The sequence below is a fragment of the Pararhizobium sp. P1_E7 genome (assembly GCF_056405855.1).
Genome location: NZ_JBFUBH010000002.1, coordinates 49,255 through 63,568 on the forward strand (window position 1 = coordinate 49,255; position 14,314 = coordinate 63,568).

Sequence of the window (14,314 nt, forward strand, 5' to 3'; positions counted from 1 at the left end):
CTCCCGGTTTGAATGAAGCACTGTCGGTGCGTTGCTTGACGGGGCTGTGACATCGCTCATGGTATCGCCGATGATTTGAAATTTGGTTGATGGGGCGGAATGGCCGGTGCGTTCAGCGCCGCCGCCGGCGAAGAACGGATCGATAGACGTCAGCCGTTCGCTCCGCGATCTTCTTCCAGCTGTATTCCGCCTGGATCTGGCTTATCAGCTGATCCGTTCCGTCTTCGTGGAAGGGAATGGACAATTTGCGCTCAAGAGCAGCAGCCAGCGCATCGACATCGCCCATGGGAAAGTAATCGGCAGGGGCAAGCTTGAGTTCACGATTGGCAACGATATCGCTGGCAAGAACCGGCAAGCCGTAGCTGAGAGCTTCCAGAAGCGCGATCGGCATTCCTTCGTGGCTCGACGGAAGCACGAAGAGGGCCGCGTTGCTGTAGAGTTCCGAAAGTGCGGCCCCCGTCTGAAAACCCGTCATGACCACCGAAGGCGTTTCCGCCGCCAGAGCCTTCACATAAGCCGAATACTCGGTTTCATGATCCGCGCCGCCGACAATCACGAGTTTTTCGGGCCGGTTGGCCTTGGCAAAGGCGAGGATCAGGTCATGCTGGCGTTTTTCGGGAACAAGGCGGGCCATCATGACGATGTATTGGCGGGGCGCCAGCCCGAAAGCCTCGAGGGTTTCGGTGGAGGTGATCTTCGGTTGCACCGAAACGCCATTCGGCACGAAATCGACGGCGACACCGTATTCTTCCCGCATGGCGCGAACGATTTCCTGCGAAATCGCAATGCGCCCGTTGGAGGCGTACATTCCGAACGCTTCGCCCGTCTTCAGCATGCGCTTGGCAAACCGGCCCCATTTCTGGCGCTCATAGTCGTAGCCATGATGGGTGATGATGACCTTGAGGCCGAAAAGGCGGGCCAGCGGCGCGACCAGAGCGGGGCCGACAGCATGGATATGCAATACATCGGGTCTATGACGTGCGGCAAAAAGCACACCGGCGACGCTATGTCCGATGGCCTCCAGGACCATCGTCTTCGGCGCCCACAACGGGATGACCCGAATGCCGTTCCAGACACTCTTCGAAGCGTTTGGCAGATATTGACGCCGGCCGATAACATCGACGTCCCAGCCCATCTGGACAAGTTCGGTGCCGATCATCTCAATATGCTTTTCGACGCCGCCCTGCACATTGGGGATGCCCCTGCTGCCGAGCATCATGACTTTGGGGCGGACAGCGGCTTTCTCCAGCGTTTTGGCCGGCTCAAAAGCAGAAACTCCGCTCAACGGAGGAACGGGCATACCTGTGACGCGCTCCGTTTGTGACGCACGCGCGCGTTCCGGCGACCTTTCGAAAGATGCATCCGTAGCCAGGTTCCGCAGGTCTATGCTGCGCAGGCTGTTGTCGGCACCTGGCTGTTCAGGCTGCCGGTGTGCCGTCTTGGAAGCGTGCGGCTCGTTGCTCATAGTTCCACATCCCTGGTTCCTTGGGACAACGGTTTAAATGCGAACGGCTGAAATTACGGAAATATGACCGTTAAAATTGTAACGATCGGCTGAAATTACGAGTTGTGGGACCAAAATGTGTATCAATTTGATTGCGCGACCGGGTGTGTGAGAACCGGAAGGGACGCGCCGAGGCCGGCGTAGAGTTCCGTTGTTCGCCGCAGATAGGCAGCGGAGGAGAATTCGATGGCGATCCATTCCCGTGCTTTCCGGCCCATCTCGTGCCGCTTTTCGCGCGAGAGTGAGCCCATCGCGGCGAGCGCTGCTGCCAGATCCTGCGCATTTCCCGGCATGGCCATGAAACCGGTTTCCCCTTCGAGGATCATTTCGGGAATTCCACCAATCCTGGCGCCGATGACCGGAGTTTCGAGCGCATAGGCTTCGAGCACGCTGATGGGCGCATTCTCGTACCACTCGGAGGGCAGCACCAGAGCCTTGGCTTCGCCGATCAGCCGATGGAGCGCTTCTCCGGACAGATAGCCGGCGAACACGACATCCGCTGCCAGCTTCTGCGCCAGTTCCCTCAGCGCGGCCTCCTCCGGCCCCGTTCCCGCAATCACCAGCTTCTGCTTCGACAGGGCGGCGGCGCGTATCAGCGTGTCTATCCCTTTTTCAGGCGCGAGGCGGCCGGCGAAAGCGAAATAGTCGCCCTCGGTCCAATCCGACTTAAAGGCGTCGACATCGACGAAATTGGGAATGTAGACCATCTTCTCCCGCGGCCAGCCCCATTCGACGAGCTTGTCGATATAGAACCGGCTGGGAACGACAAGGCGGTCGAGATTGTTGCGATACAGTCCGAGGCTACGATGCAGCGCGGTCTCGGCCAGCACGACGGTGCTCAGCACCGCCGAACCCTTGATGCAGCGATGCACAAGAACATTATGGATGCGGCCGCCCTTGCAGTCTTCGCAGACCTTGGCATCCCGCAGCATCTTGTAGGAGGGACAGGCGAGCTTGAGGTCGTGAACCGTCATGACCGTCGGGATGCCCGCGGATTTCAACGTCGAGAAGATCGCCGGCGAAAGGTGATGATAGACATTGTGCGCGTGCGCGATCGCCGGATTGACCCGCTCGATCAGGCGCTTGATATTACGTTGCGCCTCGAAGGAATAGATGATGTTCGCGACCTGTTTGAGCTTGTTCAGCGTGCCGGTTTCATGGCCGTATTCGATCTCGGAAACGAAATAACCGGACCAGGGGCTTGGCGGGTTCAACGCGTGCTGCATGGCGAAGGGAACGACGTCCCATCCCGCCTTTTCGAACATGGCGATGTGATCGAGAAACACGGCCTCTGCGCCGCCTCTGCGATAGAAATAGTTGTTGATCTTCAGCAATGCCGGCTTGCCGGTTGTCGGGTTGGCAATGGTCAAGGGCGGGCATCCTTCCAGCCGAAGCGGTCCAGGGCGTCGCAGACCGGGAGAATGTCGCATTGACGTTCGAGGGCGTGCGAGACCAGCCGCTCCAGGGTCTCCGGCCGGCAGCCATAGGGTGTCGGCGAGGCGGTGATATCGTGGGTGAAGAAGATCAGCCAGCCCGGATTTGCTGCGACATCGTCGATCCACCGCGTCAGGCCAAGGGCGTGGTCCTCCGGCTGGCGGATTTCGACGGCTTTCAGCATGAAGGGGTCGACCGTTCCCCGGTTGATGGCCTCACCTGCAGCCCGGCACGTCGTGTAGCGTTTTTTCAGAACGGGCCGAAGTCGCGGTGATGCGGCATTGTAGGGGAAGGCGAAATTGGTGGGCCGGCGCGAAATCCCGGCCCCCGAGAGGAAGGCTTCATTCTGGCCGAGATCGCCTGCAAACGTCCGGCTGCTCAGGCTGCTGACCTTGCGGTGAGAAAACGTGTGGCAGCCGATTTCATGTCCGCGTGTGAACAGGTCACGACAGCCCTCGGCCGAAATCAGGCGGCGATCCGCTTCTATCCGTCCTTCCAGACCACCGGCGATATAGAACGTCCCGCGTGCTCGATATTTTTCCAGAATGGCCGCGCCGTTCGTCCAGGCCGTATCGGGAACATCGTCGAAGGTGAAGGAAACGATCGGCCGCTCTGTCGCGATCGGCCGCCTTGTCCTGGCGAACTGCCAGATCAGACGGTTGTTCAGCCGGTCGGCGATATTGGTGACCTTGTTGAAAATGTCAGGCATGGGCCGCCGGCCTTTCCGCAGGAGCGAAGCGTTCCTCGCTCAGCGTCGCCGACGACTGGAAACGCAGGCCGTACAGGCTGTAGAGGAAGGTGAACCAGAGCAGATTGCCGCCCTCGAAGAACAGGCTTTCGAGGCCGGCGTTGAAAATGACATAGAGCCAGACCCGGATAAAGAGCCGCGTCAGATCGGAATGTTCGATTGCCGCAGGCAGGCGGGAGATATCGCGCAATGGCAGGACGAGAACCCAAAGCAGGGTCATGAAGAGACCGGGGATACCTGTCATCAGGGCGATGTCGAGGTAGGAATTGTGCCCATTGGCCGCGGTGACCGCCCAGGTTTCGACGGCGCCACCGCTATAGACCAGTTCCTGCGTCTGCCAGAATGCCTTGACGCCGTAGCCGGTGATCGGATTTTCGGCCAGCGCGGTGAAGGCGAAGCGCCAGATATCGGCACGATTGGTGAAAGTTGCGTCGATCCCGAGCGAGGTGACGAAGTCGCCGAGCGGGCGGAACACCGCCGAGCCGACGGCAAACAGATTGAACAGCGCGACGCCGCCGATGGCAATGGGAATGCGCAGAAACCGCAGGCGCTCAAACACCCAGGCAAGGATCAGGATACCGGGCAGCATGGCGCTGGAGGTCTTGCCGCCGGTGTGGAGGAGAAAGATGACGGAGAGTACGACGATGGCAATCCCGGCCAGCCGCGACCAGGCATTCATCACGAAAAGGCCGAAGAAGGCGGCGATCACCATGGCGGCGGCCGCGCTGTTCTTGTGCGGGAAATGACCGCGCCACATGCCGGCATTCATCGGTTCGCGCAGTTCCGACAGCTGATGGATTGAGAGCTCCGGTTTGAAGACGATGCCGTAATAGGCGGTCGCCAACATGATCAGAGTGCCGATCGCCAGCATCTTGGCGAATTGCTTCTCCGTTTCCGGCATCAGCAGGTAGATGCTGGCATTGATGGTCGCCATGACGGTCAAGATGACGGCCTTGATGCCCAGCATCGGATGGCTGGAAATCAGCGAAACGAACAGGAACCAGCCGAACATCGGCAACAGCAACGCGCGTGGCTGGAGGATTGTCGCGCGCAACGGATGAAGCATGCCGTAGCAGAGTGTGCCGGCAAACAGGCTCAGCGATACGATCTGATTCAGCCGGTTCGAATTGCCGGCGGACGGGTCGAGAATGCTCGCGCCGGTGAGGTCGACGAACGGCGTCATGGAAATCCAGAAGAACAGGAAGATCGCCATGAACAGGACAGGACCGGCGCTGATGCCGCCGATCCCGACCCCGCCTATATCCGGCAGCGCATGATTGTCCGGCGACGCGGTCTTCATATCAGCCCGCGCGCGGCTGGTGGTGACGCAGAGCCCGAAGAACGCCGAACAGCAGGGCAAGCCCGATGCCGATTGCAGCGCCGGCAAACGCACCGATCGCGAGGAGGATCAGGGTTCGCGGCGGCCAGCTGCGCGATTGCGGCGGCATTGCACGGGAAATCACCCGGATGTTGGAGGTGTTGATCTGCTGCTGTTCGGTAATCTGCTGCGCACGGGTCAGATGTGTTTCATAAAGGGCTGCCTTGGCGCGCGCGTCGCGCTCCAGATCCCGCAATTCGACCTGAGAGTCGTTGTCCATATAGACGGTCGTCTGCTGTTGGTTCGCCTTGCCCTGCAGGGCGGCGAGCGCCGACTTGGCCTGGTTCATGTCTCCCAGAGCCGTATCGGCGATCCGGCGGGCTTCATTGCCGATCGAGGTCTTCAAGGTCGAAAGGTCGGAATTGGCTGCCGTGATCCGCGGGTGCCGGGTGCCGTATGTCAGTTTCAGGGAATTGAGCTGCAATTGCGCGTCGTCGTAACTCTGACGCAGCGCCGTCATCGCCGGTGAAACGAAAACCGATGCCGTGTCGGTCCGGCCCGTGGAAATCGCCTCCTGCATCTGCTTGTAGCGCGTTTCCAACTCGATATAGCGCTGTTGTGCCGCCAGGACCTGCGTATTCAACTCGGTCACCAGCCGTGTGCTGACCAGTTCGCCATTGCTGGATTGCAGCCCCTTCCGTCGCTTGAATTCCTCCACCTTTGCTTCCGCGTTGGTGACGTTGCGCCGAAGCTCTTCCAGACGATCGTTAAGGGTCGTCGCGACCCGGCCGGCACTTTGAGCGGCGGATTCGAATATTTCCTTTTCAAAGGCGTCGACGATCGCGTCGGACAGCGCCACCGACTTCTCGGGATTGTCGGTATAGACACCGAGGGAGACGACGAATGAACGCTCTTCCCGCCGCGCCTCGACACGCTCGGCCAGAGCGCGGGTCGCGCTCAGCATCTTTGCCTGCTGGTCCTCGTCCTTGGTGGCGCTCGAAAGGAGCGTCTTGATGCCTCCGAGGATACCGGGCTTCACGAATTCCGTGTCCTGCGTCAGGTTCATGCTGTCGATGACGCGGGTCAGGACATTGCGTGACGTGAGGATCCGCAGCTTGCTTTCGACCTCGAGCAATTGCGAGTCGCGCAACGGATTGGAGCCGAATACATCGTCGTTCACCACCTGAAGGTTGGACGGATCGATGACCAGATCGGTGTAGACAGTATAGCGCGGCTGGGCGGACATCGCGTAAATCAACGCTGCGGCTACGCACAGCACCGTCGCACCGCCAATCCAGAGTAAACCGTCCTTGAGCCACAGGAAAACGTCGTCGGGACCGATGGACCGGAGTGCCGCGACATAGCCCATGATCTGCCCTTTGACGGGCGTGGATGGCGTGTTGATGTGTTCGGCGATTGCTGCCTGTTGCCGGGTCGGTGAGAACGTTGCGCGTGCGGTCTCCGCAGCCGCTGCTGCGTGGTGGACGGAGCGGAAATCGTCCTCGTCGTCGGAAACCAGGTCCAAAAGGGAGCCGGCGCGCGGACGCGAGCGTGCGGCCGTTTCCGGGCGCTTCATCGCTTGCCGCAGATCCGGCTCCTTCGGCGTATACATCCGTTCTGTCTCCGCGGCGTTCTCCAGGCCCATAGAAGCCTATCGCCATGCTCCAAGTGAGCATCATGAATAGCTGCTTATGGTAAACCACGGGTTAAAATACCCCGGTGAAGACACCTGCATACGGGGTGACGGATCTCAGAAGTCGTGGAGCAAACGGCTCCAGCTTTCCGAGGCAAGGCCGCCGGCATAGAACCCATCGCCGATAGCCGCCTCCTTCAGGTCGGCGTGGCGCGTCACCAGGCAAAAATAGCCTGTATGCTTGTGGACCAGGTGACGCTGGCGCAACACCGCCTGTGTCAGGAAGGGCTGCGCCATTCCTTGCGCGCTCGCATATCCGAGGCTGTCGAGATCGGCGAAAAGCTGGGCGGTGACGAGCGCCTCCTGGCGCTCGGTGCAGAAGACATTCAGAACCACGGCGTTGCGGCCGTCCGCGCCAAAATACAGGTAGCAGCCGATCACCTTGCCTTGCGCATCCGTGATGCTGCGGCATCGAAGCTCGCCAAGAGAGGTGTTCAGGCTCGCAGCAGCGATCAGCCAGTCGAATTCCGCCGGGGAAAAGACGGGGTGGACGGAGAAGCGCGCCATCATCACCTGGGCCTGCTCCAGGAATTGCGGCAGCGATATCGGCGCGCTGGTGATGCCGTCCTGTGACGCCGCGGCAAACGAAGGTCTTGAGCGGCGCACGAAGCGGTCCGCGGCTCGTGCAAGACCTTGCAGCGGCAGTTTGGCGAGAAGCTTTATTTTTCGGCGGGCCATGTCGAGCGCGGCTGCGGCCGGGCGGAACGTGCGATGCCATTCGAGACTTTGAACCGGCAAGACAAGCCCGCCGCCCGCAACCCAGTGGTCGGCGCTGACCGGCGATGCATTGTCGGTGAAGCAGAAATCCTGGCGGGCTGCGCGCAGCATGCGGGCAAGACGCGCCGCCCCGGCCGCCCCGGACTTTCCCTCGGCCATGAAGGCGCAAAGCACCCTGGCGGTTACCGGCCGGCCATGAACCACGAACTCCACGGGCATCGCCAGAATGGCGCTGTCGATTGTCGCCGTCTCGTTGAGGTGAACGAGGCTGCCGACATCCGGCGTGTAGAGCGGGCTGCTGAAGAAAACCGTTTCGAGATAGCCGGCCAGTTGGCTGTCGGTCTTCTCGTTATTCTTGCGAAACGTCCGGGTGAAGAGATCGGCGATTGCTGGCAGGTCCGATCGCTCCATCGGGCGAACCGCGCCTGTATTGTGCCTCGACCGTCCCTCCTCGGCAGGCGTGCCGGAGAGTTCGATGGGTTGTCTCAAAGCGGTTTCCGCAGCGGGTGTCATATCACACTCTCTATATACGGCTCTGTCACGCCAGTTTATTTACGGGGTATCGGTCAATAGTCTCTCAGCAAGTTAAACCGTCTTTATGTAAGTGCGGCGCCGGCAGCGTTTCTTGCCTCATCCTTTTTCGCGTACCGCAAGAAGACCGCCCAGGCGACGGCCACCATTGCAATCTCGATCACATAGAATGAAACGACCGTTCCCATCGGCGGGGCGTACCAGGTTGCCCAGGCAGCAAGGGCCGCGCCCAGAATGCTGCCAAGGCCCATGACGCTGGCGCGCGCCGCATGATATCCGGCGGCACCGAGCGCCTCGACGGCAATCGACCACATGCCGAGCGGCACGACGACCCAGCAGAGCTTGCGGACGAACGACACGAGCGTCAGGTATTCGTGGCCGAACAGGGTGGGCAGCAATGGCGCCAGAAGGAACACTGTCGTGGCGGCCGCCAGACTGATGCCGGTTGCGGCAAAGAGCACCTTGCGGATGCGGTCCATCGCCTTGTGAAGGCCATTGGCTGCCGCCCGCGCGGAGCCCGGGTACATCAGCCGGTTCAAAGCCTCGACCGAGAGATAGCTGCTTTCGAGAATCCGGCGGGCGACGCTGTAGCTCGCGACGATTTCGGCCGTCGTGACAAGGCTCAGCGTCAAAAGGTCGGCATTCTGGCGGATGGCCCGCAGAATGAAGGGTATGCTGAAATACATGCCGAGCGGCAGTTCTTCCCTGACGATCCCGTACCTGGGCCGCCCCAGTTTCGCCAGCGCCCGGATGCAGAAGGCGGCGACCAGAACATGGCAGGCAAATTGCCAGATGGCCCATTCGGCAACGGTCGAAACGCCAAATGCAAGGCAGGCCAGCGCTGCTGCGATGGTGCGCGCCACCGCAAAACCGACCACCGTCATATTGGCCGAGACGAAATTGGAATGGCCGATGAATATCTGCTCGGTCAGGACAATGACGCGCACGAAAATGATGTTGGTGATCAGCATCAGCGTCATCGCGAGGAGATTGAACGAGGGGTCGGGCGAAAGCGAAAAGAAAAACGGCAATATAGCCACGCCGAGCAGGACCAGCGCCACGCCGCTTACGGCCGTCAGGATGATATTGTGGCCCAGCATGAGCGGATACATCGAGGGATCACGCGCGACACGCCGGACCAGGCACTCCATGCCGCCAAGTCCGCAGAGGTGAACGGCAATGTTGCAGACGGCAGTCACGGCGACGAAGACGCTGAACTCGTTGACGCCGAGCGACCGGGCCAGAATGGCGAAGGTGAGCAGCTGGGCAGCGGAACTCATGATCAGGCTGCCGCCGGAAGCCATGTAGGACATGACCATCGACATCAGCGTTCGCTGCTTGGGCGCATGAAAAGCGTCCGCTGTCACCTCAGGTTCTCTCCTCTTGCAGGTATAGCTGTTCCGGTTGATTACCTGGCCAACAATACGTTCATTCCCTGCAGAGGTCGTTAATTTCGCCGTGAATCTGGCGGTGCGGTATCGGCGAATTCATATTGAGGTTAACACTTGCCATTATGGAATCGATTTCAGCTTATGTTTACTTCGCTACGGTATTGATTGCAGAAGGTTTTGGAGATTGCAGGTTGGAGTTGCGCGGGTGATGGACAAGGCACGTGTTGAGGACCGGAACGGAACGCCGCTGCATCGTTTCATGGGTGTCGATCTTGAACTGGCGCCCGGCGTCCTCGTTCCAAGAGAGGAAACCGAGCTTCTGGGCCGCACGTCGATCGGGTTGATCGAAGGACGGGCCGAAAATCCGCTGGTGATCGACATGTGCTGCGGCTCCGGCAACCTTGCGCTGGCAATCGCCACCCACATCCCCAAAGCCCGGCTCTGGGCTTGCGATCTCACAGACGAGACTGTGAGCCTTGCGAGGCGGAATGCAGAACGCTGCGGCTTTTCCGATCGCCTGAGCGTGATCCAGGGCGATCTGTTCGGTGGGCTCTCCGACAGGGATCTTGAGGGCACGATCGACCTGATCGTCTGCAATCCTCCCTATATCTCCACCCAGCGTCTCGAAGGCGATAGCGCGCATCTGCTCGACAACGAGCCGCGTGAGGCTTTCGATGGGGGCCCCTACGGTATTTCCATTCACCAGCGCCTCGTCCGCGATGCGCTTGCCTTTCTGAAGCCCGGCGGCTGGCTTGCTTTCGAATTCGGCGAAGGGCAGCACCGGCAGGCCGCTGCGCTGCTCGCCCGGGCGCGGGGATATGAGCCTGCGGCCTTCGCCGAGGATGCGGCGGGCCTTCCGCGCGTCGCGTTCGTCCAGAAACGGTCCGACGCGTGACGCGTCTGCGCTGACCCTCTCCGAAAAACCTTCTGCCGGAACCCGAAAAGCCGATGAGTGAAATCCGCGCGTTGCAAAGCTCCGACATTCCGGCCCTGGCAGGGATGTTTCAACGCGTCTTCCGCGACCCGAAAGCTCCCGCAGGCAAGGGGTTGGTGGACTATCTCAAGCATTTCTATCTCGATGCCCCCGGCCAGGATATCGGCATTGCGTCTCTCGTTCATCTCAATGACGGCGGCGAGATGACCGGTTTCGTCGGCGCTACCGGATTGCCTATGACGTTTCAGGGCAGGCAATTGCGGGCGGCGATATGCGGTTCGCTGATGGTCGAGGGACGGGACGCCGATCCGCTCGCCGGCGCGCGCCTTCTCAAGGCATTTCTCGCCGGGCCGCAGGACCTGTCATTCAGCGAGACGGCGAGCGAGGTGTCCGCCTCGATGTGGATGAAGCTGCGTGGGCTCGCCTTGCCGCAATATAGCCTCGACTGGCTTCGCATCGTCCGGCCGGCAGGCTTTTTTACCGAACTTGGCGCGAGCCGCATCAGCGCTGCGCGCCTTCTGCGGCCGCTGGCGCGCAAGACCGATGATATCCTGCGCCGGCGCATGAACCCTGACGATCTGCGATGGTCCGGTATCCCGGCGTCGTGGAGTGGACAGGGGAGCTTCAAGACAAGCGCCGTTTCCGTCGAGGCTTTTGCAGAGCTTTTTGTCCGCCTGACGGCGCGATACCGGCTCCGCCCCGATTTCCCGGGTGCTCAGCTTGCCTACATCCTGAGGGATGCGAAGTATGCGAGGGCGGAAGGCGATGCCGTTTTCTGCAAGATCGAGGCCCGCACCGGTGCCGTTGTCGGTGCATTTGCCTATCACGGAAATGCAGGCCGCATCGGCCGGGTTCTGCAGATCCTGTCGATCCCCGGACAGGAACGACAGGTTATCGATTGCCTGATCGCGCATGCAGCAGAGCGGGGACTGGTCGCCCTGCGCGGCCGCACGCAGCCGGATCTTCTCGAAGCCATGCTCGGCCGGCGTATCTCGTTTACGCACATCGCCTCAAGCGTCATCCATGCCAAGGATCCGGAGATCCTGCAGGCCTTTCAGAATGGCGACGGGTTCTTCAACGGGCTGGCCGGTGAACACTGGAGCCGGCTGGCGGTGGGCGATATCGACTGATCCGCCCTCCGCTGCCGCTCAACGCACCGTGGCTTACTTCGGTGCGATTTCGTTGACCGGCTCGACCAACTGCGGTGCAAGATGCAGGTAGCGTGTCGCCTTGCGCTTGGCGGCGATATCGGCCCAGACGCGTGACATCTGGTCAGCGGTCAGGCCGGCGGCTGCAGCAACGGTCTCTGCCGGCAGATTGTTGTTGAGGCCGTAAAGGCAGAGATCCATCCGGTCGTAGGGCAGGGAGAAATAGAACTCCTCCTGCGTTTGCTGCAGCGAATAGGTATCGGTCGTTGGCGGGCGCCTGCAGATTTCTTCCGGCACGCCGAGATAGGCCGCAAGCTGATAAACCTGGGTCTTGTAGAGATGAGCGATCGGCTTGACGTCGGCGGCGCCATCGCCGTTCTTGACGAAGAAGCCCTGATCGTATTCCAGCCGGTTCGGCGTGCCGATCACGGCGAAGTTCAGCCGGTCGGCATGGAAATATTCGAGCTGCTTGCGGGTGCGCTGCTTCATGTTGGTCGCAGCAACGATGCCGAGATAGACCGACGGCGTCATGCGCAGCCTTGTCTGCTTGCCGTCCGGGTCCTGCACGACGAGGTAGGAAATATTGTAGCCATCGCCTTCGAGAGCGCTGGAAATAACGATCTTCGAGGCCCACTCGCTGGTGTATTCCGGCACCAGTTCGCGGATGAAGGCATCGCGCCGATCATAACAGCCCATGGCCTGCAGCGATGGGCCGATATCTTCGACAACGCTGTCGATACCAAAGGTTTCGGCAATGGTGCGGCCCAGGCGCAGGCTTTCCGGATCGGAATCGTTTTCCGGCATGAACAGCGCGTAGACGTTCTTGGCGCCAACGGCACGGGCGGCAAGGGCTGCGCAGACGCTGCTGTCGATGCCGCCGGAAAGGCCGAGGACAAGCCCGCGCTTGCGCAAGGGACCGCGCAGCTGCTCACGCAGGGCTGCGACGATCTTGTCGGTTTCCTTGGCCGGGTCGATTGCCAGCGTCGCTGGCGAGAATGCGGCGGTGGTATCGGCTTTGTGCATGTTCATTCGGCAGCCTCCAGTGTTTCTGCGGCGAGCCTGCGGCTGACCTTGCCGGTATCTGTCTTCGGCAGTTCGTCGCGAAACTCGATGAGACGCGGAACCATGAAATCTTCCAGATGGGCGGCGCAGTGTTTGATGATGTCCCGCTCAGTCAACGCCGGGTCGGAGAGAACGACGATGGCTGCAATCGCCTGGCCGAGGACAGGATCGGGCAGGCCGATGACAACGGCTTCGGCAATGCCGGGGTGGCCGTGCAGCACAGTCTCGACTTCCTTCGGCGCGACCTTCTCGCCGCGTGTCTTGATGATGTCGTCCTTGCGGCCGACGAAATAGAGGAAACCTTCGTCGTCGGTGCGGAAGAGGTCGCCGGTGTAGAGCACTTTTTCCCAAGGATTGGGGCCGGGACGAAGCATCTTGCCGGTCGCCTCGTCGTTGCGCCAGTAGCCCTGCATCACGTGAGGCCCGCGGATCACCAGTTCGCCGGAGACGCCAGGCGCGACGCGCTGGCCGTTGTCATCAACAACGAAGGCTTCGGTATTGGGGATGGCGATGCCGACCGAACCCGGCCGGCGGTCGAGCTCGGCGGGAGGCAGGTAGGTGCAGCGCTTGCATTCCGTCAGGCCGTACATCGAATAGACGGTCGCGCGTGGAAACAGTTCGCGCAGGCGGGCGATATGGGAGGGTGGCAGCGCGGCGGCGGTGTTGGTGATGTAGCGCAGGCTCGGCAGGAAATCCGGCGCAAGGTCGCGCATCTGCAGGATCATCGCTGCCATGGTCGGCACCAGCGGGAAGCCGGTGACGTTTTCTTCGCGGATACGGTCGAAAATCGCCTGCGGGAAGGCGAAGGAGGCTTCGAGGACGATGGTCGCGCCAAGCTTTACCGCCATCAGCAACTGGTAGAGGCCATAGTCGAAGGCCAGCGGCAGGACGTTCAGGATGATGTCGTCAGCCGTATTTTCCAGATAGGTGGTAATCGAGGTGGCGGCCGCCTCGACATTGCGATGGGTCATCATGACGCCCTTGGGGCGCCCGGTCGAACCCGAGGTGTAGATCAGAAGCGCCAGATCGACATCGATACCGTGATGCTTCACGCTGCTCTCTGGAGCTGCAAGGCAGGTTTCGAAATCGGCGACGCCTTCCGCGGCGCCGGCGCCTCTGAATTTTGTCGATGCGACGAACAATGGCCGTGGTTCGACCGTCCGCGCTTCGGACACGACCGGCAAGAGCTTGCCTTGCGTGAGCATGCCCGCCGCCTCGCAGTTGCCGATCATGTAGGCGAGCTTGTCGGCCTTGGTCGATGGGTTGACCGGGACGGCGGTGGCGCCGGCCTTCAGGATCGCGAAGAGCGAGACCGCAGCCTCCCAGCAATTGTTCATGAAGACGAGGACGCGATCGCCGCGCACGATACCGCCTGCGGCAAGCGACGAGGCCAGCCGGGCGGCTGCCGCGTCAAACTCCGCATAGGTGAAGCGCTTGCCGCCGGCGACCAGGGCCATTTTTGCACCGTGTATACGGGCGCTGTTGTGCAGAAATTCCTCGACGCGCATCGTCTGTCTCCCGTCGCCCGATCGTGTCAGGCCGACATCTTCTTGAGTGCGGGCTCCTCAGCGTGCTTTGCAACGAAAGCCGTTATGCGCGCTACGGAATCGAGATTGGCGGGCACGATATCCGCATCGGCCATGACGAAACCGAACTGATCTTCGATGAAGGCGACGAGTTCGAGAACGCCGGTGGAATCGATGACTTCGTTTTCGATCAGCGATGCCTCGTCCTGAAGGTCGTAGGACGTGTCGCCGAACAGGAAGTTCTCGATGATGAAAGTCTTGATGCTGTCCTTGATGGGCTGGGTCATATGTTTTTCCTCAGATGAAGC

The 14,314-nt window shown here is 60.9% G+C and carries 12 protein-coding genes; 2 read left to right on the forward strand and 10 right to left on the reverse strand.

The features are described 5' to 3' along the window. Positions 1 to 112: 112 nt before the first annotated feature. From AC1D17_RS02735 to AC1D17_RS02765, 7 genes are all read right to left on the reverse strand, one after another. A complete protein-coding gene (locus tag AC1D17_RS02735; protein WP_477563909.1) occupies positions 113 to 1,300 on the reverse strand; it encodes a glycosyltransferase family 4 protein in 1,188 nt (395 codons plus the stop codon). 287 nt (positions 1,301 to 1,587) lie between these two features. Beyond that, entirely contained in the window at positions 1,588 to 2,868 is a 1,281-nt protein-coding gene (locus AC1D17_RS02740) for a glycosyltransferase family 4 protein (RefSeq protein ID WP_477564244.1), read from the reverse strand. Between the two features lie 2 nt (positions 2,869 to 2,870). Further along, positions 2,871 to 3,647: a polysaccharide deacetylase family protein gene (locus AC1D17_RS02745; RefSeq protein WP_477563910.1), complete on the reverse strand. Its 777-nt coding sequence runs from the start codon at positions 3,645 to 3,647 to the stop codon at positions 2,871 to 2,873. Next, positions 3,640 to 4,899, reverse strand: coding sequence for an O-antigen ligase family protein (locus AC1D17_RS02750; protein WP_477564245.1), 1,260 nt, complete (start codon positions 4,897 to 4,899; stop codon positions 3,640 to 3,642). The genes AC1D17_RS02745 and AC1D17_RS02750 overlap by 8 nt, the downstream gene beginning before the upstream one ends. 88 nt (positions 4,900 to 4,987) lie before the next feature. Beyond that, complete coding sequence (locus AC1D17_RS02755; RefSeq protein WP_477563911.1) at positions 4,988 to 6,616, reverse strand: GumC family protein; 1,629 nt, start codon at positions 6,614 to 6,616, stop codon at positions 4,988 to 4,990. A 138-nt stretch (positions 6,617 to 6,754) separates the two neighbouring features. Continuing rightward, entirely contained in the window at positions 6,755 to 7,903 is a 1,149-nt protein-coding gene (locus AC1D17_RS02760; protein ID WP_477563912.1) for a GNAT family N-acetyltransferase, read from the reverse strand. Positions 7,904 to 8,010: 107 nt separating this feature from the next. Continuing rightward, on the reverse strand, positions 8,011 to 9,264 hold the full coding sequence (locus AC1D17_RS02765; protein WP_477564246.1) for a lipopolysaccharide biosynthesis protein: 1,254 nt from the start codon (positions 9,262 to 9,264) through the stop codon (positions 8,011 to 8,013). A gap of 280 nt (positions 9,265 to 9,544) precedes the next feature. On the opposite strand from AC1D17_RS02765, the gene AC1D17_RS02770 reads away from it, so the two are divergent. Beyond that, positions 9,545 to 10,231, forward strand: a complete 687-nt coding sequence (locus tag AC1D17_RS02770; RefSeq protein WP_477563913.1) for a N5-glutamine methyltransferase family protein — start codon at positions 9,545 to 9,547, stop codon at positions 10,229 to 10,231. 53 nt (positions 10,232 to 10,284) lie between these two features. Then, positions 10,285 to 11,400 (forward strand): hypothetical protein, encoded by a 1,116-nt coding sequence (locus tag AC1D17_RS02775; protein WP_477563914.1) that lies wholly within the window; start codon positions 10,285 to 10,287, stop codon positions 11,398 to 11,400. 33 nt (positions 11,401 to 11,433) lie between these two features. Here AC1D17_RS02775 and nadE read toward each other — a convergent pair whose 3' ends face one another. The 3 genes from nadE to AC1D17_RS02790 are packed head-to-tail and all read right to left on the reverse strand — an operon-like array spanning position 11,434 to position 14,293. Next, positions 11,434 to 12,447 (reverse strand): NAD(+) synthase, encoded by a 1,014-nt coding sequence (gene nadE / locus AC1D17_RS02780; protein WP_477563915.1) that lies wholly within the window; start codon positions 12,445 to 12,447, stop codon positions 11,434 to 11,436. Next, complete coding sequence (locus tag AC1D17_RS02785) at positions 12,444 to 13,988, reverse strand: class I adenylate-forming enzyme family protein (protein ID WP_477563916.1); 1,545 nt, start codon at positions 13,986 to 13,988, stop codon at positions 12,444 to 12,446. Before AC1D17_RS02785 ends, nadE begins: the two co-directional genes overlap by 4 nt. A gap of 26 nt (positions 13,989 to 14,014) precedes the next feature. Next, entirely contained in the window at positions 14,015 to 14,293 is a 279-nt protein-coding gene (locus AC1D17_RS02790) for an acyl carrier protein (RefSeq protein ID WP_477563917.1), read from the reverse strand. Between the last annotated feature and the right edge of the window lie 21 nt (positions 14,294 to 14,314).